Genomic DNA, 21,570 nt, shown 5'->3' with positions numbered 1-21,570 from the left:
TTGAGACAATCAACATCACACCACGATATTCACCAAACGGCCGGGTACGACGATGATTTTCTTCGGCTCTTTGCCTTCCATGAATTTCACTGCGCCTTCGGTAGCGAGGGCGGCGGCTTCGATGGCGGCTTTGTCGGCATCGGCGGGTACGGTAACTTTGCCGCGCAGTTTGCCGTTTACCTGCACCATGATTTCGATTTCGGATTTCACCAAAGCGGCGGCATCGGCTTGCGGCCAAGCGGCTTGCCATAGCTGAATGTCGCTACGCAACTCGCTCCACAAGGCTTCGCAGATGTGCGGCACAATCGGCCACAGCAAGCGGACAACGGCTTCCAACACTTCTTGCGCCACGGCACGGCCTTGTTCGGACGTGCAATCGGTTTTATCGTACTGGTTGAGCAATTCCATCACGGCGGCGATGGCGGTGTTGAATTGCAGGCGGCGGCCGTAGTCGTCGCTGACTTTGGCAATGGTGGCGTGCAGTTTGTGGCGCAGGTCTTTCAACTCTTTGCCCAAGCTGTCGTGGCCGTCTGAAAAGGCTTTGACTGCGCCGCCTCGGTTGATGTATTCAAACACGGTGCGCCACAGGCGGCGCAGGAAGCGGTGTGCGCCTTCCACGCCGGCATCGCTCCATTCCAGCGATTGTTCAGGCGGCGAGGCGAACATCATAAACAGGCGGGCGGTGTCGGCACCATAAGCATCGATCAGCTCTTGCGGGTCAACGCCGTTGTTTTTCGATTTCGACATTTTTTCCACGCCGCCGATCACCACAGGCTGGCCGTCGGCTTTTAAGACGGCTGCGACGGGGCGGCCTTTGTCGTCGGTTTGCACTTCCACTTCGGCGGGGTTAAACCATTGTTTCTTGCCGCTTTCGGTTTCGCGGTAGTAAGTGGCTTGCAGCACCATGCCTTGCGTGAGCAGGCTGGCGAAGGGTTCTTGCACCGGCACGATGCCTTCTTCGTTCATCAGTTTGGTGAAGAAACGGGCGTATAAGAGGTGCAGGATGGCGTGTTCGATGCCGCCGATGTATTGGTCGGCCTGCTGCCAGTATTGGGCGGCTTCGGGGGCAACCATGCCGTCTGAAAACTGAGGCGACATGTAACGGAACTGATACCAGCTCGATTCCATAAAGGTATCCATGGTATCGGTTTCGCGTTTGGCCGGGCCGCCGCAGTGCGGGCAGGTGGTTTCGTAGAACTCGGGCATTTTGGCCAAAGGCGAACCGCTGCCGTCCGGCACAACGTCTTCGGGCAGCACTACGGGCAACCGGTCGGCCGGTACGGGTACGTCGCCGCAGCTTTCGCAATGGATGATCGGAATCGGGCAGCCCCAGTAGCGTTGGCGCGAGATGCCCCAGTCGCGCAGGCGGTATTGGGTTTTCGGCGTGCCGGCGTTTAGGGATTGCAGTTTGGCGGAAATGGCATCAAAGGCCGTCTGAAAATCCATGCCGTCGAATTCGCCGCTGTTGATCAGGCGGGTATTTTCTTTGTCGCCGTACCAATCCTGCCATTCGTTCGGATTGTAGGCAGGTTGTTCCAAAGTGGATTCGACCACTTGTTTAATCGGCAGCTTGTATTTGTTGGCGAACTCAAAATCGCGTTCGTCGTGACCGGGCACGGCCATTACCGCACCGTCGCCATAGCCCCACAATACATAGTTGGCAATCCACACTTCCAGCTTGTCGCCATTGAGCGGATTGATCACATAGCGGCCGGTCGGCACGCCTTTTTTCTCCATCGTCGCCATATCGGCTTCGGCCACGCTGCCGGATTTGCATTCGGCAATAAACGCTTGCAGTTCGGGCTTGTCGGCTGCGGCGGCGGTAGCCAGCGGATGCTCGGCGGCCACGGCAACGTAAGTCGCGCCTAACAAAGTATCCGGGCGAGTGGTGTACACCTGCAAGTATTCGGCGTAATCGCCTTCCAAACCTTGTTTGCTGCCGCTGTCCAATGCAAAGCGCACTTGCACGCCGCGTGATTTGCCGATCCAGTTGCGCTGCATGGTTTTCACTTGCTCCGGCCAGTTCAGGCCGTCCAAATCGCTTAAAAGCTGCTCGGCGTAATCGGTGATTTTGAAGTAATACATCGGAATTTCGCGTTTTTCAATCAACGCGCCCGAACGCCATCCGCGCCCGTCGATCACTTGCTCGTTGGCCAAAACGGTTTGATCGACCGGATCCCAGTTTACCGTGCCGCTTTTGCGGTAAATCACGCCTTTTTCAAACAGCTTGGTAAACAAAAGCTGCTCCCAGCGGTAATACTCGGGCGAGCAGGTGGCGATTTCGCGTTCCCAATCAAACGCAAAACCCAAGCTCTTGAGCTGGTTGCGCATGTAGGCAATGTTTTCGTAAGTCCATTTGGCGGGGGCGACTTGGCGGTCGATGGCGGCGTTTTCGGCGGGCATGCCGAAAGCGTCCCAGCCCATCGGTTGCAGCACGTTGAAGCCGTTGAGCAGTTTGTAGCGGCTCAACACGTCGCCGATGGTGTAGTTGCGCACGTGCCCCATGTGCAGCTTGCCGCTGGGGTAGGGGAACATGGAGAGGCAGTAGTATTTGGGTTTGGACGCGTCTTCGGCCGCGTTAAACAAACGGGCTTCATCCCACTTGGCTTGCGCTGCCGGTTCGACGGCAGACGGTTGGTATTGTTCTTGCATGATGTTTTGCTTTGAAAAATGCGTTTGATAAGGGAAAACGGTAAAAATAAAGAGCGATTATAGCAGTTTAATGAAGGGTTTTTGAGGAATGTGAAGAGGCCGTCTGAAAACAAAGTTTCAGACGGCCTCTTGGCAATGAAATGGTTGTGCCGATCAAGCGTCGGCTTGATGCTGCAACGGATATAAATCCAATTTTTCCATCAACATTCTATCGCCGTCTTCTTCGGGGTTTTCGGTGGTGAGCAGTTTGTCGCCGTAGAAAATCGAGTTCGCCCCCGCCATAAAACACATGGCCTGCATCGCTTCGGACATGTCGCTGCGGCCGGCCGACAGGCGCACGTAGCTTTTCGGCATGGTGATGCGGGCGACGGCGATGGTGCGCACGAATTCCGTCCAATCCAAATCTTCGGCATCGGCCAACGGCGTGCCTTCCACTTTGACCAACTGGTTAATCGGCACACTTTCGGGCTGCGGGTCGAGGTTGGCGAGGCTGGCGATTAAACCTGCGCGTTCGGGGCGGGTTTCGTTCATGCCCACGATGCCGCCGCAGCACACTTTCAAACCTGCGCCGCGCACTTTGCCCAGCGTGTCCATGCGGTCTTCGTGGCGGCGGGTGTGGATAATGTCGTTGTAGCGATCGGGGTCGGTGTCGAGGTTGTGGTTGTAGTAGTCGAGTCCGGCATTTTTCAAATCTTCGGCCATGCCGTCTTCGAGCATGCCGAAGGTGCCGCAGGTTTCCAAACCCAAGCCTTTCACGGCTTTGATGATTTCCGACACGGTTTCTACGTCTTTCGGTTTGGGGCCGCGCCACGCCGCGCCCATGCAGAAACGGCTGGCACCGCGCGATTTGGCGATTTTGGCTTTTTCGACGATTTCTTCCACGTCCATCATTTTGGCTTTTTCGAGGCCGGTGTTGTAGTGCGCCGATTGCGGGCAGTATTCGCAATCTTCGGGGCAGCCGCCGGTTTTGATGGAAAGCAGGGTGGAGAGTTGGACTTCTTGCGGGTTGAAGTTTTCGCGGTGGATTTGCGCGGCTTTATAGACGAGGTCTAAAAACGGCATGGCGAAGAGTTCTTCGACTTGGCATTTGCGCCAATATTGGGCGGTAGCGTGCGGCTTGCGCTCGGTTTTGCGGCGCAAGGCTACGGGGGATACGGTCATATCGTGTCTTTCTTTATGGTTTCGCAGCGGCGCAATGACGCTGACGTGCTCGGGCTGCAAGCGCAATGTTTGCAGCGGCGGATAATGTTGAGGCCGTCTGAAAACCGGTTTCAGACGGCCTTGAAGCCCGATTAGTTTAGCCAGTTTGTTTATCCCTGACAATGGCAATGCCGCCGGCACGGGGAATTGTTTGCCGGATCATCGGAAACGGCGGCGGCATGGTTTGGTCGTGCAAGGTATCGGCGGGGATAAAGGGTTGGTGTTTATTTTTTTGCCCCGAAAACCCCTTTAAAGTGGTTGGTGCCGGATTGGCCCGAGAAAATGCCGGCCATTTCCGCAGCATTGGGGCCGTAAAACAAGCCGTCGATTTTATTGGCGGCATCTTCACGGCTGGTAAATAGATTGCCTTTGATATCGGCATTGAAATGTGCGGTTTCGAATTCCCGGTTTTTAGCGGAAATATTGCCTTTAACGGTGTTGTCGGCAAAGTTTACGTTAAAGGTGGATTTCCCTTCTACGTGTGCCAAAACGTTGCCGGTAACACTGTCTTTGCCGGTGTACAGTGCCAAACCATTATAAACGGCCGTGCCTTTGTCGGGCATTTGGTCGGGCGGGGTCAGCTTGCCTTGGAAAAATAAGGTGCCGGTTGCTCCGCCTGCCGGTTCGAGCTTGGTATGCCAACCATAAGCGGCATGTTTTAAATTGTTTCCCAAAACAAGGTGTTCGTTTTTGGAAACATGGCGGATAACGGGTTGCTTTTCATCCGCTCCGACAGGAATTAAATCGACAACCGTGCGCCCGATTTGCAAGGTGCGGATGCTGCCTACATTGTTGATCGGTGCGATGATCGGATCGCGTTTCAAGCTGCCGTCTGCCCTTATCGTGGTGGATTGGTAAACGCCGGTAATGTCCGTAAGGTTTTGGTGCTGCTTATCCGATTGTTTGCGAACCTGCTCCAAAGACTGTTGGAGGGTGGTATTCGTGGGGTGTGTGTTCGGGCTGCCGCCGCTTCCTGAACAGGCCGCCAGAGCGGATACGAGTGAACATGCTGCCAATATTCCGTTGATTTTCATTGGTTATCTCTTTTTCTTTGAATAATTAACAATAAAAAAACAGTTTCTTTGGAAAGAAACGGTTAAAAATGTTTTTAAATGTAACAGAATTGTGAGGCGGAAGTGCGTTTAGGTAAGGGTTTGTTAGGCCAAACTGAGAAGGTGTGTTGTTTTTTGTTCTATGTGTATGCTTTATAAATAAAAATTGGCCGCAAGCAAAATTTCGGCGGCTGATGTGGCTGTGAAGTTGGTGGTTCAGGAAAGGCATAGCGGGAGGCCGTCTGAAAATACGGTTTCAGACGGCCACCCGATACTTGCCGATGGTTTCAAGCCGGATCGGATCAGCGTTTAACGCCGCTCAAACATGCCCAGCCGTCGTCGGTTTGGGCGGGGGCAAGCTCGAACCATTGGTTGTAGATTTCGCTCATTTCTTCGATTTGTTCGTCCAAAATACCCGATAAAACAATGCGCCCGCCTTGTTTGGTGCGCTCTGCCAGCAGGCTGCCGAGCATACGCAGCGGGTTGGCGAGGATATTGGCGACTACAACGTCAAACTGGCCTTGCGGCAGGGCATCGGGCAGGTAGAAATCGGCGGGCGCATCGTTTTGCGCGGCGTTGTCGTTGCTGGCGCGGATGGCTTGTTCGTCGATATCCACACCGGTGGCGGAACCTGCACCGAGTTTGAGGGCGGCTATGGCGAGGATGCCGGAACCGCAGCCGTAATCCAACACCGATTCGCCGCCTTTCAGATTGCTGTCGAGCCATTGCAGGCAAAGGCGGGTGGTGGGGTGGCTGCCGGTGCCGAACGCCAAGCCGGGGTCGAGTTGCAGGTTGACGGCATCTCCGGCGGGGGCTTCGTGCCATGAAGGGGTAATCCACAGGCGGTCGGAAATTCGGATGGGGTCGAATTGCGCTTGGGTGAGGCGCACCCAGTCTTGTTCGGGCAGGAATTCTTTGTCGTATTCGGGGATGGCGATGCCGCAGTCTTGCGCGGCGGCGGCGATAATCGGGGCGGCATCGGTGTGCTCGTCGAACAGGGCAATCACTTTGCTTTGCTGCCAGATTTGTTCGGTGGGCATGCCGGGTTCGCCGAAGATGGCTTGTTCGTTGGCGGTGCCGGCGTAGGCATCTTCGATGGCGGCGGAAAGTGCGCCGTGCTCCATCAGGGCGTCGGCGAGGCGTTCGGCGGTGTGGTCGTTTACGGCAATGGTGATTTGTTGGTAAGACATGGCATCTTTCAATGTTGAGGCCGTCTGAAACCGTTTTTCAGACGGCATGTGTTCGGGAAAGTGGTGGTCATTCTAACGGATAAGTGCTTATTGAAAAAGGCCGTCTGAAAGATTTCAGACGGCCTCCGTGCAGGCGGATACGCGCTTATTTGGCTTCTCTGGCTTTTTTCTCTTCCAGCCATTTTTCGAGATAGTGGATGCTCACTCCGCCTTGGCTGAAGCCGGGGTCGGTGAACAAATCGCGGTGCAGGGCGGTGTTGGTTTTGATGCCGGTAATCGCCAGCTCTGCCAACGCCACGCGCATTTTGGCCATGGCTTGTTCGCGGGTTTTGCCGTGTACGCAGATTTTGCCGATCAAGCTGTCGTAGTTCGGCGGAATGCGGTAGCCTTGATAGATGTGGCTGTCGACGCGGATGCCGAGGCCGCCGGGCAGATGGCAGCTTTCAATCAGGCCGGGGCTGGGGATGAAGTTGTAAGGGTCTTCGGCGTTGATACGGCATTCGAATGCGTGGCCTTCGAGCTGGATGTCTTTCTGCTGGTATTGCAGAGGCAGGCCGCTGGCAACGCGGATTTGCTCCTGCACGATATCGACACCGCTGATAAGCTCGGTAACGGGGTGTTCCACTTGCACGCGGGTGTTCATTTCGATGAAGAAGAATTCGCCGTCTTCATACAAAAATTCAAACGTGCCCGCGCCGCGGTAGCCGATGCGTTTGCAAGCGGCAACGCAGGCTTCACCGATTTTTTCGCGTTCGGCTTGGGTGATGCCGGGTGCGGGGGCTTCTTCAATGACTTTTTGGTGGCGGCGCTGCATGGAGCAGTCGCGCTCGCCCAAGTAAATGGCGTTGCCGTGCTCGTCGGCGAGAACTTGGATTTCGACGTGGCGCGGTTTTTGCAGATAGCGTTCCATGTAAACCATGGGGTTGCCGAATGCGGCTCCGGCTTCGGTTTTGGTCATTTCCACCGATTTGAGCAGGTCGTCTTTTTTCTCGACCACGCGCATGCCGCGTCCGCCGCCGCCGCCGGATGCTTTGATAATCACGGGGAAGCCTACTTTATCGGCGATTTTGAGGATTTCTTCGCCGTTGTCGGGCAAAGCGCCGTCCGAACCGGGCACGCAGGGCACACCCGCTTCAATCATGGCGTGTTTGGCCGATACTTTGTCGCCCATCAAGCGGATGGTGTCGGCACGCGGGCCGATGAAGGTGAAGCCGGACTGCTCGACTTGTTCGGCGAAGCTGGCGTTTTCGGCCAGAAAGCCGTAGCCGGGGTGGATGGCATCGGCACCGGTTACTTCGGCGGCGGAAATAATGGCGGGAACATTCAGATAACTTTGCGGAGAGGGCGCGGGGCCGATACATACGGATTCGTCGGCCAGTTTTACATGCAGGCTGTCTTTGTCTGCTTCGGAGTGTACGGCTACGGTGGCAATACCCATTTCGCGGCAGGCGCGTAATACGCGGAGCGCGATTTCGCCACGGTTGGCAATCAAGACTTTTTTCAGCATAGGTGTCTTTCGGAATGAACGGGCAAAGTTTGCGGAACTTTGGTTCTGACGGCTTTCAGGCGGCCCCGATACTCAACCGAGGCCGTCTGAAAAACATTATTCGATGATAAACAGCGGTTCGCCGTATTCTACGGGGTGGCCGTTTTCTACCAGAATTTCTTTGATAACGCCTGATTTTTCGGCTTCGATTTCGTTCATCAGCTTCATGGCCTCGACGATACACAAAGTGTCGCCGGCTTTAACGGTTTGGCCTACTTCTACGAACGGAGGAGAGGAGGGGCTGGGGGCACGGTAGAAAGTGCCGACCATCGGTGATTTTTGGGCATTGCTCAGATCGCGGGCGGCGGGTGCTGCGGCGGTGGGAGCGGCAGGGGCTGCTGCGGGAGCGGCGGCTGCGTGCTGTGCCGGAGCGGGTGCCGCGTAAATGGCTTGGTGGGAGATGGCGGAACGGGTAATGCGTACTTTTTCTTCGCCTTCGGTTACTTCGATTTCGGCGATGCCCGATTCTTCAACCAAGTCGATCAGTTTTTTCAGTTTGCGTAAGTCCATTATATGGTTCCTTTGGCTTGGAGCCGTACAGTGCGGGAGCGGCCCGCGGTTTCTGTGGTATGAAAAATAAATAATCCTGTGGCCGTGAAATTAAAATCAGGCAGGATTATGGTTGGAATTCTGCGCCGTTTACAGGCGGTTACAAAAAAAGATATCCGGATATTTTCACTAACTTGCTGTTAAATGTCCAGCAAAATATCAAAAAAAGGCAGTTTCGGCCTGTAAAAATCAGTTTCCGTTTTTGCTGTTATTCGGGATAAAGTTGATTGAGTATTTGTTCTATTGCGTTATTTTAACACTGGCAAATGCATTGGGAATAACGTTGCTTGCACGCTATAACCGACATGCAGGATATATGTCTGTGCCGTGTTTCGCGATGGTTCTTCCGCTATAATATCGGCCTGTTTTTTAGCGGATGTTTCCGATGCATATTTCTGATTTCGATTTTGAATTGCCCGATGCGCTGATTGCACAGCATCCGCCTGCCGTACGCGGCAGCAGCCGTTTGCTGGTCGCATTGCCCGGCCTGCCGCCAAGCGATACGGTGTTTACCGGTTTGCCGGAATATGTGGATGCAGGCGACGTGCTGGTGTTTAACAACACCAAAGTGATGAAGGCGCGCCTGTTCGGTCAGAAGGCCAGCGGCGGCAAAATCGAGGCTTTGATCGAGCGGGTGTTGGATGACCATACGGCACTGGCACACATACGCTCTTCCAAGTCGCCGAAACCGGGTGCGGAGCTGGTGTTTGAAAGCGGGATAACCGCCACGATGTTGGAACGTGCGGGCGAGTTGTTTTGCCTGCGTTTTGCGGGAAGCCAGAGCGTGTATGAGCTGTTGGAAAACAACGGCCGTTTGCCGCTGCCGCCTTATATCGAACGGGCTGCAGACGATAATGACGACAACCGTTACCAAACCATTTATGCAAAACATCAGGGAGCAGTGGCGGCTCCGACGGCCGGGCTGCATTTTACCGAAGAGTTGCTGGCGGCTTTGCGCGGCAAAGGTGTTCAGACGGCCGAAGTAACGCTGCATGTGGGCGCGGGTACGTTCCAGCCGGTGCGGGTGGAGAATATTGCTGAACACAAGATGCACAGTGAATGGTTCGATGTGCCGTCTGAAACGGTGGAGATGATTGAAGCGGCACACCGCAGGGGCAATAAAGTGTGGGCGGTGGGCACAACGTCGATGCGGGCGTTGGAATCGGCGGCAAAGGAAACAGGCCGTCTGAAAGCGGGCAGGGGCGATACGGACATCTTTATCATGCCGGGCTACCGTTTCAAGGTGGTCGACCGTTTGATTACCAATTTCCATCTGCCGAAATCGACTTTGCTGATGCTGGTAAGCGCGTTTTCGGGCACGGAACACATCCGCCGCGTTTACCGCCATGCGGTCGAACAGGAATACCGCTTTTTCAGTTACGGAGACGCGATGCTGCTGGGGCGGGAGGATGCCGGCAGTTAACTTTCCGGATGTCGGGCATATGTGAAGAGGCCGTCTGAAAGAATCTTTTCAGACGGCCTCTTCGATTGGTGCGGCAAGCCCGACGCGCTTATTTTTTGTCTTTGTTGACGTAAGCGGCGTAGTAGGCGTAACCGTCGTGCGAATTGCGTTTCATGCCGTTCAGAATCACACCGTGAATGTCGACGTTGCTTTGCGACAGGCGGTTGATACTGTTGTCCAGTTCGCGGGCGGTGGTCATGTTGTAGCGCGTTACCAGCAGGGTAATGCCTGCGTGTTGGCCGACAATGTTGGCATCGGTAACCGACAGCACCGGCGGGGTGTCGATAATCACGTAATCGTAACGCTGGCTGGCTCGCAGCAGCAGTGATTTCAGACGGCCGTCCATCAGCAGCTCGGAAGGATTTTCGGGCATGGTGCCGTGGCTGATGAAATCCAGATGGTTAATTTGGGTTTCCTGAACGGCCTGCCCGGGAGAAACTTTGCCTTCGAGAATTTCGGCAAGACCTTCATCGGCACGGGCATTGAACAGTTGGTCGAGATAACCTTTGCGCATATCGGCATCTATCAGCAGGATTTTCTTACCCGACTGTGCCATGACGGTGGACAGATTCGCTGAAATAAACGATTTGCCGACATCGGGCGCGCTACCGGTTACCATCAGGATGTTGTTTTTGGCACCGATCATCGAGAAGTAAATATTGGTGCGCAGGGCGCGCAGGGCTTCGACGGCGGCATCGGTAGGCTCTTGTTCGCCCAGCAGGAAGTCCGAGCGGCCGGTAAGCGGTTTCAGCTTGTTGCTGTGGCGGCTTTGCGCTTTCGATAAGGGCACGATGGCGGCCACTTCCATGCCCAGATGTTCGATTTCCGACGGTGCGGTCAAGCCTTTCCGTACGCCGGAGCGCAACAGATACCAAGCCGAAGCAATCATGCCTGCGGTTAAGGCGGCCAGCAGGGTGATCACGCCTTTGCGCGGCGCAACCGGTTTTTCGGGCACGTCGGCATAATCAATGATGCGCACATTGCCCTGCGAGCTGGCTTTCAGAATGTTGAGCTCTTGTTGTTTGGCCAAAAGCTGCGTGTAGGTGGTTTGGTTGGTTTCCACGTCGCGGGTGAGGCGGATGATTTCCTGTTGGGTATTCGGCAGGTCGGCGATTTGCTGGTTGATTTTGTTTTTGGCTTTTTGCAGCACGGCGAGTTTGTCGAGCACGGCTTTGTAGGACGGGTGCTCGGGCGTGTACAGCTCGGCCATTCCCGCTTCTTCGGTTTTCAACGTGGTGATTTGCGATTCGATGTTAATCAGGCTCTCGAGCGCGCCTTTGGATTCGACGGGAATGTCGAGCGAACCGCTTTTTTTACGGTATTCGTTTAATTTGTTTTCGGCATCTTGCAGGGTTTCGCGCAGGCGGGGCAGTTCGTCGCTGATAAAAGCCAAACCGCTGGCGGCGACCTGAACGTCGCGGTTGATGTTTTGGTTGACGTAGTTGTCGGCAATGCTGTTGAGCACGGTGTGGATTTGTTCGGAATCTTCACCCGTGTAGGCCAGATTGATGATCGGACTGGTTTTGCCTTTGCTGGATACGGTCAGGTTTTGTTTGATTTTTTCGATGGCGCTCAGTCTGGAGTGTTTGACCATTGAGAATTTCTGACCGGCAGCAGCCAGAATCTGATTGACCTGCAAGGTGGTTTTCGCGTTGATTTTCAATGGCCGTCCGACTTGGCCTTCCAGCACTTTGCCGTTGGGCAGCTCGAGTTTGTAGGTTTTGTTGCCGGTTGCGGTGAGCGTAAACGGGTCGTTTAACCACTCTTTGTCGACGGTAAAGGTATGGATTTTCAGCTCGGGTTCGACATCGTTGCTGAGGTTGTGCACCAAACGCCCAAAGACGGGGAAATATTCGGGAGTGATGGTTTGGTCGAGTTGCAGGTCGTCTACGGTTTTCCCGATAACCAAACGCGATTGGACCAGTTCGATTTCTGCATCTGAAGTCGGCGGGTTGTTGGGCGTATAAACCGCGTTGATTTCGGAAAGAATTTGGTTTTGCTTGGTTTCGATTTCCAGTACGGCATCGGCACGGTATACAGGTGTGGCCGAAAAGCTGTACAAGGCACCGAGCAGGCCGCCTGCAAGCACTGCGATAAGAATCGGTTTTTTGTAGGCAAACAGGCTGCGTATTTGTTGTTCGAGGTCGATTTCACCACCATTGCCGTTATTCTGCGGAAAAGGAGAATAGTGTTTAGCCATTATCGGAATTTCCTTTAGCTTTATCGATTATATTTTTGTCGAGTTAGGGTCTGAGGGTCAGTTTCATCGCCCATTGTTCTGCCGCCTCGGCAAGCTGCCGGTAAACGGCTTCGAAAACTTCGTCCGGCTGCTGGAACGGGTCGGGAATGCTTTTTTTGGGCAGCCATTGGGCGAACAGCATGGTTTTGCGTCTGGCTTCCGGCAAAATATCCGCCACCATATCGATGTGTGCGGGTTCCATGACCAGAATCAGATCCGCTTCTTTGCACATTTCCGGTGTGAGCTGGCGGGCGGTGTGTCCTGCCACAATCACGCCGTATTTGAGTGCCGTTCTGATCGCTTGCAGTTCGGCATCTTTACCTGTTACTGCGCGCAATCCGGCTGAAGATATGTTCAGAAGCGGCAGTTTTTGCTGCAAAATCCGCTCCGCAGTAGGGGAGCGGCAGATATTGCCGATGCAGACAATCAAAATATTTTGGTACATCACGTTTAAAACCTGTCGGATTACAACATCAGCCGATTATTTGAAGGTGTCGTCCAAAGAATTGGCATTGGTAATCGAACTGGTTAATTGCGAAATCACGCGGTTCCAACGGGTAACCGGCGCGGCGGTGATATAAACCACATCATCGGTACGCAGTTTGAAGCGGTTGGCCAGTGCGTAGGCCGAAGCGTCTTTCAGGTTGAGTTGGTAAACGTGTATCGGTTTTTCGCGGTCGAAAGGTGCGTTGCGGATAACGAATACGCCCGAGGCATTGGCCGTTACCTGATTTATGCCGCCCGCGTCGCCCAGCGCCTGCGTGAGGGTGAGGCCGTGGCCGCCGATGCGCAGCGTGGTTTGTTTGCCGACTTCACCCATAACGTGTACGCGGCTGTTTTCGGTGGTGGGCACATAAACGATGTCACCGCCGGAAAGCAGCAGGTTTTGCGACAAATCTCCGTATTGGCGGATGTCTTGCAGCGAAATGGTGCGTTCTATGCCGTTTTTCGTCCATTTGATGTTGTTGGTGTCGGCGTTTTCAGCGGCTCCGCCTGCTTGGTCGATCACGTCAACCAAAGTGAGCGGGATATTGGTAACGGGGAATTGGCCGGGCTTGGCTACGGCTCCCGATACGGAAACGCGTTGCGAGCGGAATTCGGCTATGTTGACGGAAACCTGCGGTCTTTTGATGTAGCGTTTCAGACGGCTTGTGAGGATTTTTTGCAATTGGGGCAGGGTTTTGCCGCGGGCATAGATTTTTCCTGCCAATGGGTAGGCAAGATAGCCGGATTCGTCCACCCATGCCCCGTTGCTGACCTGTTTGCTTTCAGGGTTGGTGCTGATGGGGGTGGGAGTGTTCAGATCGGGGTGGTGCCACACCAGAATGTTCAATACGTCGCCGCTGCCGATGCGGTAGCGGTAAGCCGCTTTTTGGCGTTCCAGCGCCGGGTTGCTTAAGGCGCGGCGGGGAGATTCCTGCATGCGCTCCACCAAACCCAAGGTAATCGGGTAGATTTTGACTCTGTTGTTGATTTTGGTGTCGGCAACGGTTTCATTGCCCTCGTAAACCACGGTTTTGTTGCGGGTGGGTAATCCCGAACCGGGGATAACGGTACAGCCTGCGGTGAAAACCAGCAGGGAAAAACTAATAGCAGTGAGTTTTTTGATATTCACGTAATTCGTCCTTCACATCGGTTTTATGAGGCCGTCTGAAAACAGGATTAGAGAGCAGACGGATTCAGACGGCCTTAAGGTTTTGCTTCCAAACCAAATCGCATATGTCGTCTTTGGGGGCAAAACCGGTTGGTGCTTCGAGTAAGAGTTGTCGAAGGGCTATTTGGTTCATTTCTTTGCATGCCGAATCCATACGTTCGAGAATGGCTGAAAGTTCGTGCCACGGCAACATTACTTCGCTGGCCGTCATAATTCGGGGATGTGTGGTCTTTTGCACGTCATCGCCGATTAACAATTCTTCATATAATTTTTCGCCCGGTCGCAATCCGGTTACTTTGATTTCGATGTTGCCGTCGGGATGCTCTTCGTCTTTCACTTCCAAACCGCTCAATCGGATCATTTGACGGGCAAGGTCGATGATTTTGACGGACTCGCCCATGTCGAGCACGAACACGTCGCCGCCTTTGCCCATCGCACCGGCCTGAATCACCAGTTGGGCGGCTTCGGGAATCGTCATGAAATAACGGGTGATGTCTTCGTGGGTCAGCGTAACGGGGCCGCCGGCGGCGATTTGTTTTTCAAATACGGGCACAACCGAACCGGAAGAACCGAGCACGTTGCCGAAACGCACCATGCAGAAGCGGGTTTTCTGGCTGGGTTCGGCGGCCAAGGCTTGCAGGCAAAGCTCGGCCATGCGTTTGCTCGCGCCCATGGTATTGGTGGGGCGCACGGCTTTGTCGGTGGAAATCAGCACGAAAGTTTCTACGCCCGCATCGATTGCCGCCTGTGCACAGAAGAGGGTGCCGTAAACGTTGTTGCGTACGCCTTCGATGGTGTTGAATTCAACCATCGGCACATGTTTGTAGGCGGCGGCGTGGTAAACGGTTTGCACGCCATAGGCTTCCATGATGCTGAACAGGCGTTTGCGGTGCTGTATCGAACCGAGCAGCGGGATAACTTCGATATGGGTGTTCGAGGCCGTCTGAAATTCGCACAGTTCTTTATCGATGCTGTACAGCGAAAATTCCGACAATTCAAACAGCAGCAGTTTGGCCGGACGGTAGCGGATAATCTGTCGGCACAATTCGGAACCGATGGAACCGCCCGCACCGGTAACCATAACGACTTTGCCGGTGATGTCGGATCCCATCAGTTTGTCGTCGGGTGCAACGGGGTCGCGGCCGAGCAGGTCGACGACCGAGATTTTTTTTAAGGCGCTGACGGTAATTTTGCCGTCCACCAAATCTTTCATGCCGGGAATCGCCAGCACTTCGCAGGGATAGGCTTTCAAGCGTTCGACAATGATTTTGCGTTCTTCCTGCGTGGCGCTCGGAATGGCCAGCAGGATTTTTTCGACACCGTAGCGGCTGATCAGGTCTTCGAGTTCAGACGGCTTGTACACCATCAAATCGTAAATCAGTGTACGTTGGATAGCGGTGTTGTCGTCTACAAAAGCGACGGCATAATATTCGCTGACTTGTTTGATGGCTTCCAGAAGCTGCCGTCCCGATTGGCCTGCGCCGTAGATGATGACGGGAATCATCTGTTTTCTGCCGCGGCGGTCGGATAAAATGGTTTTCAGTATCATGCGCGAGCTGGTAACCAACACGACCAGCAGCAGGAAGTAAACAATCGGCAAAGCCAACCGCAGCCGTTGTTCGAATATCAACACGCTTAAGAAAAACAGCACTGCCGAGATGAAACAGCCGAACACCGCCGTAGTCAGAACGCGGGTGCTCACGTAGCGGGTAACGGCACGGTACAAACCCAGTTTGATAAACAGCAGAACGGTCAGCACGGCGGTGCTGCCGAAAGCCAGCCAGTTGGCGGGGTTGGACCATTCTTCGTCGTAGCTGGCTTTCAGGCTTTGGGCAAACCAGAAAGCCACGAAGATTACAACGGCATCGTGGATCACGAAAAAGGTTTTTTTGACATTACGGGGTAGCGTCAACAGCGTTTCCAGATTCATGGCGGTGTACTCTGAGTAAGATTGTTATGACGTTGATATGGGGCGGGCCCACGCAATATCCTGCCTTTCAGACGGCCTTCGGCAGAAAGCAGGTTTGTATTTATTTTGTCGCTTCTTTCAACACGGCTTCGATGTTTTTACAGCAGAAATCGATTTGTTCGGGCGTGATGGTCGGATGCACCAAAAACATCAGGCTGGTGCCGCCCAATTCCACCGCGTTTTTCAAACGCTCTTTCGGCCGCCACGGCGTGTTGTCGAAGGCTTTTTCCAAATACACTTCCGAGCAGCTGCCCTGATAGCACGGCACTTTGCGCGCGCCCAATTCTTCGACGATGCGGTCGCGGCTCCAGCCTGCTTTGAGGTTTTCGGGTTTGACGAACGCATAGAATTTGTATTGCGCGTGTTCGATATAATCGGGAATGTTCACCAAGCGGATGCTGCCGAAGTTTTTTAAGACGGCCTCCAGCCGCGAGGCGTTGGCTTGGCGTTTGGCCGTCCATTCCGGCATACGTTTGAGTTGGATGCGTCCGATAACGGCCTGCATTTCCATCATGCGCCAGTTGGTGCCGAAACTTTCGTGCAGCCAGCGGAAGCCGGGCGGGTGTGGGCGGTTGTACACGGCATCGTAGCTTTTGCCGTGGTCTTTGTACGACCACATTTTCGACCACAACGCTTCATCGTTGGTGGTTACCATGCCGCCTTCGCCGCCGGTGGTCATGATTTTGTCTTGGCAGAACGACCACGCACCGACATGGCCGATAGAGCCGACCGGTTTGCCTTTGTATTTCGCACCGTGCGCTTGGGCGCAGTCTTCGATAACCCATAATTTATGCTTGTTTGCCAAATCCATAATGGCGTCCATTTCGGCGGGCATACCGGCCAAATGCACCACGATAATCGCTTTGGTGTTCGGAGTTAAGGCCGTCTGAATGGTTTCGGCGGAAATGTTTTGGCTGTTTAAATCCACGTCGGCAAACACGGGGTTGGCACCGGCGGTAACGATGGAAGAGGCGGAAGCCAAAAACGTGCGCGGGGTAACGATTACATCGTCACCCGCGCCGATGCCCACGGCTTTCAAGGCAACGTCCAAAGCCAGCGTACCGTTGCCGAGCGCGACAGCATATTGCGTGCCGGTAAAAGCGGCAAATTCTTTTTCAAATTCACGGCATTCCGTTCCCGTCCAATAATTGACTTTGTTGGACAGCAGTACGCGGGATACGGCATCGGCTTCTTCTTGGGTGAATGAAGGCCACGGGGCAAGTGAAGTGTTTAGCATGTTTTTCTACCTTGTCAGTTTTTTTGCGGGGATACCGAATGCGGTTTCATTGTCGGGAATATTTTCGATAACGACAGACCCTGCGCCGATGATGCAATTTTTTCCTACTTTGCTGTTTTGTCGGGTGCAACTGCCGATTCCCATCCAACTCAATTCATCGATAGAAGTGTTTCCTGCCAAATGAGAGCCGGGGCTGATGTGTACGAAATCACCTATCCGGCAATCATGATCGACCGAAGCCGAAGTGTTGATGATGACCCCTTTTCCTATGTGCGATCCGGCACCTACAACGGCTTGCGCGAATATAACCGTGCCGTGTTCCACCTCGGCAAAACGGCTGACGGCGGCGGAGGGGTGGGTGATAACGGGCAGGCGGAAGCCCATTTTTTCTATTTCTTCAAAACGCCTCTTGCGGGCAGCATTGTCGCCTATGGCGAGGGCGACATCATATTGGTCGGGGATAACGGTTTGTCCGAGCAGCCCGCAGCCGCCGAGCAGAGGGAAGCCCATAAATTCGGTTCTGCCGTTGTGATAATCGTCGAGAAAAACCACGGTTCCCCACTTCCCCATCAGCAAAGCCGCGTCCAGTATCACTTTGGCGTGCCCGCCTGCGCCGATAACGGCCAGTTTGTTATTCATTTTCTTCATTGCCTGTAAATTTAGCCGTGGTGGCTTCGCCTTCTGCGGAGATGCCTTCGCGGACGAATACTTTTTTTATGGTAAGCAGCAAAATTTTCAAATCCAACCAAAAAGAATGGTTGTCTATGTACCAGACATCCAGTTGGAATTTTTCGTTCCATGAAATGGCGTTTCTGCCGTTTACTTGCGCCCACCCCGTAATGCCGGGTCTCATTTCATGGCGGCGGTATTGGAAAGCGTTATACAGCGGCAGGTATTCCATCAGCAGCGGGCGGGGGCCGACCAAACTCATCTCCCCCTTTAAGACATTCCAAAGTTCCGGCAGTTCGTCGAGGCTGGTGGAGCGCAGTTTGCGGCCGAACGGGGTCAGGCGTTCGCTGTCGGGAAGGGGATGGCCGTCTGAATCCGTTGCATCGCGCATCGAGCGGAATTTAACCATTTTGAAAGGCTTGCCATTCATGCCCGGGCGGGTTTGGGTAAAAAATACCGGCGAACCGAGATTCTTGCGGATCAGATAAATCAACACCAGAAACATGGGGGATAAAACAATCAGCCCCGATGCCGAGGCAACGATGTCGAGCAGGCGTTTGAGCAGTTTATTCATGGCCTAACCTTTCGATAAGGTTGACGATTTTTTGATAGGAGATATCGCGTTTGAAGCGGCGTTTGATTTCTTCCGACTGCACGGGACCGTTTTTATGCAGCAGGATTTTTCTGGCTGCCGCTGCAAAGCTTGCCGCATCGCCCGATTGGTAATCGGCATGGGGAACCAGTGTGAGTACTTCTGCAACTTCTTGATTTACTTGGCTGTTGAGAATCGGTTTCTGCAAAGCCATGTAGTCGGAGAGTTTGTTGGTAATCGATTGCATGGCATAAGAATGAATCGGGTTGACGGCAATATCGCAACCTTTGGCTACTGACATCATTTCCGCATAGGGGAGGAAACCGTAAAATTTGATCGAATCACCGGCATATCGGCTCAGCTTTTCCAAATCAGGGCCGCCCCCCATGATGTGCAGTTCCACGTTTTCGCCTTCATCCAAAAGTATCTGTATGCCTTTGCAAACGGTTTCGACATCGTAGCTGAAACTCAGTGTGCCCAAATAGAAAAAGCGGGTTTTGTCGTCGCTGAATGTTTTGGCCGGAGCGGTAGCCAGTTTTTCAAAATCAGCACCGATATAAACCACTTCGCCGGGCGCGTTCGGATTGGCTTCTTTGGCGCGGTCGAGGTAGCTTCGGGATACTGCAACCAAACCGTCTGCACAGCGGTAGGCGGCATTGGCGCGAGAGGCGAACGGCAGCAGGTTGTGCGGTATTTTTTTCAAGAAAGGCACAACCGAAGAAAAAGATTCCGGCCAAACATCCTGCACGTCGATAATCAGCTTATAGCCCAAACGTGATTTATGCTGCCCCAGCAGAATGTTGGTGGCAATCAGCGGATAGGCGGAATACACAATATCCTGATCACCGGGGTAGCAGCCGGCAAGCCATCGTTCGAATTCTTTAACAAATACATGATGGCTCTGCACCCGCGCCAGCGATACGTTTTTGTTGTAGCCGCTTTCGTTAAGCAACATCACTTTCAGACGGCCTCTGGAAGCTGTTTCGGCATCCCGAGGCCGTCTGAAACATTTGTCGTAATGCTTGAAGTTGCTGGTAATCAGCAAAACGTCATGCGATTGGGACAACAGCTCTGCGAGATACCAGAAGCGGTTGAAATGTGGCTCGGCAGGCAGCGAGCAATAAGGGGCGACAATGGTAATTCTCATCCGGCTTACCTCTTGTTTACATGTTGTATGCTGCCATGGTGGTGCGGTAAATCTCTTCGTCGGAACAGAGGGTTTCGACATGTTGTTTTAAAGCGGTTCCCATTTGTCGGCGCAGAGAGGCGTCGCGTACCAGCGTTTCGACCGCATCGGCAAAGGCGGTTTTGTCTTCAAACGGAATGCAATAGCCCGTTTTGCCGTTGAGTACGATTTCGGATACGCCCGCCACATCATAAGTAACCACGGGCACGCCGTACAAGCCTGCTTCAAGCGTATTGTTGCCGACTCCGGCACCGTGATCTCCTACCAAAACGGGCGTGTTGAGCAAAATGTCGACTTCTTTGAAATAAGCGTTCAAATCGCGTACTCCTCCGAGGAAAACCACTTTGTCGTCCATTCCCAAGCGGCGGGCTTGTGCTTTCAGGTTTTCTAACTCTTCGCCGATACCGGCAACCGAAAGCCGTACGGATAAGCTGCGGTCGAGCAGTACTTTCACCATATCGATTGCCAGATTAACCGCGCGAACTTTATCCAAACGGGAAAGCGTGCCGAGCATCACATAATCTTTTTCGGTTTTCTCGGGAATCGAATCGATTTCGGGCAAGGCATTGTAGGTGTAGTCAATGCGGGAGGCGGGAAAACCATGTCGGATCAGTTTTTGCTGCTCGTGTCTGCAATTGGCGATGATATACACGCCGAGTTTGTCGAAAAGTTTGGCGATTTTCGGATAAGTTTCAGGGTTGAGGCCGCGGGCATGGTAGAACACTTTGGTTTTGGGCGAAGCGATTTTCGCCGCCACGGCGCAGGCAGGCACGATGCGGGCCATCTGGCAGTGCACGATATCCGGTTTTTCGAGTTTCAGCATTTTGGCGAATGCCAGCATTCCTTTGAAATAGCCGGCCGTGCTTTGGTAGAAATCAATTTCATACCATCTTATGCCCAGTTTCTCTGCATCTTGAATCAAAGGGCCGTCTGAAGAGGCCAAAATAACAGTATGGCGCTGTTCGCTCAGTAAACGTCCGAGACGGAAGGTGGCGTGCTCTGTTCCGCCAAGGCCGCTCATGGAAGAAGTTAGGATAATTTTCATAAATGTTTCCAAGAGGAACGGGTAAACCCGGAAATCGGAGTACGGTTGTATTGCGAAGTATGGAGAACGATGTAAATAAAAATTAAAAAGCAGGGAATCCAAACGAAAGGCAGCCGCAAAATGGAAGAAGGAATAAAGCCCGCCACCAGAAAAACCGCCATGCCGATTAAGGCGAAAAAGCGTATTTTGTTTTCAGGCGCTTTGGCGAAAACCATTCCGATGCAATACACGGCAACATACCCGATAAAAGCCAGTAACGAGATGATGCCGAAGCCCAAATAAAGTTCGATGATGAAACTATGCGGGTTTTCAAAGCCCAAACTGTAACTGAGGTGCCCGCCGAAGTATTCGCTGAAATTTTTCGGGCCGTATCCGGTATACAGAAAAGGCAGATTGTCATAAAAGTAGTTGTAAATTTCTTGGCGGTAGGATACGGAGTTATCGCTGCCGAAATCATACAGAAATAAATACAGGCGCGATGAAAAACGCTCTAAAAACGGATTGCTGTTAAGAGACAATAGGAAATTCTGGATGACGTACGAAGGCGTGATCGCAAACAGCAGATAAGCACCCGCCAGAGCGATTAACGTGGCCAAGCCGTTTTTCCGATAGATAAAATGTAAAGCCAGCAAGGCGAGATAACAGGCGATTGCGGTGCGGGAAGCACTGATGAAAATAGCCGCGCCCAATAAAGCAAACAACACCCAACCCGCCGTTTTTTCTTTTGCCGTACGCCCGAAGTAGTTGAAAAATATTAAAATTGCGGGAGCGACGCAAACAGCCGTGGCTGCCATGTTATTGGGGTTGAAGAAGAAACCTTTCGCCGATCCCGCTTCAATCGAAAGCTCTTCTCCCGAGGTGCTTACAAAAGGCATGCCTATGGCTATTTCTGCTAACGGCGGCAGGGCGATGAATAAAGTGAATACGATCATCAAACGCTGGATAAAGCCGAGCGGGTCTTCATGTCTCGAAATGCAAAGGTAGAGAATGTAGAAAAAGCAGGGCACGACGAGGAAAAACATCAGGTCGGCGAATTGTGTGTTGCTCAATGTAGAGATAAGCAGGTGCAGAGCGCTCCAAGCGGCCATGAAACTCAGGCATATCAAAGGCATGCCGATTTGGGTTGGAAAACGCTTGTTTTCAAAGAAGGCGATAACGAGTGTGCCGCATACGAATAATAACGACAGAGGGTTGTCGATACGGGGAATGCCCGCCATGAAAGAAAGCATCGGCCCCACCATGTATGCGCAGAGCATGGTGTAAATCATCAAAATGTATAAAGTTTGGCTTCTGAGTTTCACGATAACTCCGGCTTTTTTATTGATGCT

18 protein-coding genes are annotated in these 21,570 nt (G+C 53.2%); 2 read left to right on the top strand and 16 right to left on the bottom strand.

Going from position 1 to position 21,570, the window contains the following annotated elements:
* Nucleotides 1-15: 15 nt before the first annotated feature.
* Together leuS and bioB are read right to left on the bottom strand one after the other, a co-directional pair.
* Complete coding sequence (gene leuS / locus Q0X97_RS04540) at nucleotides 16-2,652, bottom strand: leucine--tRNA ligase (RefSeq protein ID WP_302067679.1); 2,637 nt, start codon at nucleotides 2,650-2,652, stop codon at nucleotides 16-18.
* A gap of 153 nt (nucleotides 2,653-2,805) precedes the next feature.
* Nucleotides 2,806-3,813: a biotin synthase BioB gene (bioB, locus tag Q0X97_RS04535; protein ID WP_302065776.1), complete on the bottom strand. Its 1,008-nt coding sequence runs from the start codon at nucleotides 3,811-3,813 to the stop codon at nucleotides 2,806-2,808.
* Nucleotides 3,814-3,816: 3 nt separating this feature from the next.
* On the opposite strand from bioB, the gene Q0X97_RS04530 reads away from it, so the two are divergent.
* Nucleotides 3,817-3,948: a hypothetical protein gene (locus Q0X97_RS04530; protein ID WP_302065777.1), complete on the top strand. Its 132-nt coding sequence runs from the start codon at nucleotides 3,817-3,819 to the stop codon at nucleotides 3,946-3,948.
* A gap of 128 nt (nucleotides 3,949-4,076) precedes the next feature.
* Here the strand turns inward: Q0X97_RS04530 and Q0X97_RS04525 are convergent, their stop codons facing one another.
* The 4 genes from Q0X97_RS04525 to accB all read right to left on the bottom strand — a co-directional run bounded on the left by Q0X97_RS04525 (nucleotide 4,077) and on the right by accB (nucleotide 8,150).
* Nucleotides 4,077-4,886, bottom strand: coding sequence for a Slam-dependent surface lipoprotein (locus tag Q0X97_RS04525; RefSeq protein WP_302065778.1), 810 nt, complete (start codon nucleotides 4,884-4,886; stop codon nucleotides 4,077-4,079).
* Nucleotides 4,887-5,206: 320 nt separating this feature from the next.
* Complete coding sequence (gene prmA / locus Q0X97_RS04520; RefSeq protein ID WP_302066138.1) at nucleotides 5,207-6,094, bottom strand: 50S ribosomal protein L11 methyltransferase; 888 nt, start codon at nucleotides 6,092-6,094, stop codon at nucleotides 5,207-5,209.
* Between the two features lie 145 nt (nucleotides 6,095-6,239).
* Nucleotides 6,240-7,601 carry an acetyl-CoA carboxylase biotin carboxylase subunit gene (gene accC / locus Q0X97_RS04515; protein WP_302067678.1) on the bottom strand — a complete coding sequence of 454 codons (1,362 nt, stop codon included), beginning with the start codon at nucleotides 7,599-7,601 and terminating at the stop codon, nucleotides 6,240-6,242.
* 96 nt (nucleotides 7,602-7,697) lie between these two features.
* Entirely contained in the window at nucleotides 7,698-8,150 is a 453-nt protein-coding gene (gene accB, locus Q0X97_RS04510; RefSeq protein WP_302065780.1) for an acetyl-CoA carboxylase biotin carboxyl carrier protein, read from the bottom strand.
* A 424-nt stretch (nucleotides 8,151-8,574) separates the two neighbouring features.
* Here accB and queA point away from each other — a divergent pair, with 424 nt between their 5' ends.
* Nucleotides 8,575-9,612 (top strand): tRNA preQ1(34) S-adenosylmethionine ribosyltransferase-isomerase QueA, encoded by a 1,038-nt coding sequence (queA, locus tag Q0X97_RS04505; RefSeq protein ID WP_302065781.1) that lies wholly within the window; start codon nucleotides 8,575-8,577, stop codon nucleotides 9,610-9,612.
* 88 nt (nucleotides 9,613-9,700) lie between these two features.
* On the opposite strand, the gene Q0X97_RS04500 is transcribed toward queA, so the two are convergent.
* The 10 genes from Q0X97_RS04500 to Q0X97_RS04455 all read right to left on the bottom strand — a co-directional run bounded on the left by Q0X97_RS04500 (nucleotide 9,701) and on the right by Q0X97_RS04455 (nucleotide 21,543).
* Nucleotides 9,701-11,851: a polysaccharide biosynthesis tyrosine autokinase gene (locus Q0X97_RS04500; protein WP_302065782.1), complete on the bottom strand. Its 2,151-nt coding sequence runs from the start codon at nucleotides 11,849-11,851 to the stop codon at nucleotides 9,701-9,703.
* A gap of 43 nt (nucleotides 11,852-11,894) precedes the next feature.
* A complete protein-coding gene (locus tag Q0X97_RS04495) occupies nucleotides 11,895-12,335 on the bottom strand; it encodes a low molecular weight protein-tyrosine-phosphatase (RefSeq protein ID WP_302065783.1) in 441 nt (146 codons plus the stop codon).
* Nucleotides 12,336-12,371: 36 nt separating this feature from the next.
* Nucleotides 12,372-13,499 (bottom strand): polysaccharide export protein, encoded by a 1,128-nt coding sequence (locus Q0X97_RS04490; protein WP_302066140.1) that lies wholly within the window; start codon nucleotides 13,497-13,499, stop codon nucleotides 12,372-12,374.
* A 70-nt stretch (nucleotides 13,500-13,569) separates the two neighbouring features.
* Nucleotides 13,570-15,474: a nucleoside-diphosphate sugar epimerase/dehydratase gene (locus Q0X97_RS04485; RefSeq protein ID WP_302065784.1), complete on the bottom strand. Its 1,905-nt coding sequence runs from the start codon at nucleotides 15,472-15,474 to the stop codon at nucleotides 13,570-13,572.
* A 100-nt stretch (nucleotides 15,475-15,574) separates the two neighbouring features.
* A complete protein-coding gene (locus tag Q0X97_RS04480) occupies nucleotides 15,575-16,750 on the bottom strand; it encodes a DegT/DnrJ/EryC1/StrS aminotransferase family protein (protein WP_302065786.1) in 1,176 nt (391 codons plus the stop codon).
* Nucleotides 16,751-16,756: 6 nt separating this feature from the next.
* Nucleotides 16,757-17,389 carry an acetyltransferase gene (locus Q0X97_RS04475; RefSeq protein ID WP_302065787.1) on the bottom strand — a complete coding sequence of 211 codons (633 nt, stop codon included), beginning with the start codon at nucleotides 17,387-17,389 and terminating at the stop codon, nucleotides 16,757-16,759.
* A complete protein-coding gene (locus tag Q0X97_RS04470; protein ID WP_302065788.1) occupies nucleotides 17,382-17,993 on the bottom strand; it encodes a sugar transferase in 612 nt (203 codons plus the stop codon). The genes Q0X97_RS04475 and Q0X97_RS04470 overlap by 8 nt, the downstream gene beginning before the upstream one ends.
* Complete coding sequence (locus Q0X97_RS04465) at nucleotides 17,986-19,158, bottom strand: glycosyltransferase (protein ID WP_302065789.1); 1,173 nt, start codon at nucleotides 19,156-19,158, stop codon at nucleotides 17,986-17,988. The genes Q0X97_RS04470 and Q0X97_RS04465 overlap by 8 nt, the downstream gene beginning before the upstream one ends.
* Before the next feature lie 16 nt (nucleotides 19,159-19,174).
* Nucleotides 19,175-20,242: a glycosyltransferase family 4 protein gene (locus Q0X97_RS04460; RefSeq protein ID WP_302065790.1), complete on the bottom strand. Its 1,068-nt coding sequence runs from the start codon at nucleotides 20,240-20,242 to the stop codon at nucleotides 19,175-19,177.
* Nucleotides 20,239-21,543 carry an O-antigen ligase gene (locus Q0X97_RS04455; RefSeq protein WP_302065791.1) on the bottom strand — a complete coding sequence of 435 codons (1,305 nt, stop codon included), beginning with the start codon at nucleotides 21,541-21,543 and terminating at the stop codon, nucleotides 20,239-20,241. The genes Q0X97_RS04460 and Q0X97_RS04455 overlap by 4 nt, the downstream gene beginning before the upstream one ends.
* Between the last annotated feature and the right edge of the window lie 27 nt (nucleotides 21,544-21,570).

This window comes from Neisseria sp. MVDL19-042950 (assembly GCF_030504625.1).
In the GTDB taxonomy this organism is placed as follows: domain Bacteria; phylum Pseudomonadota; class Gammaproteobacteria; order Burkholderiales; family Neisseriaceae; genus Neisseria.
This window is presented reverse-complemented; position numbering and strand designations above follow the sequence as displayed.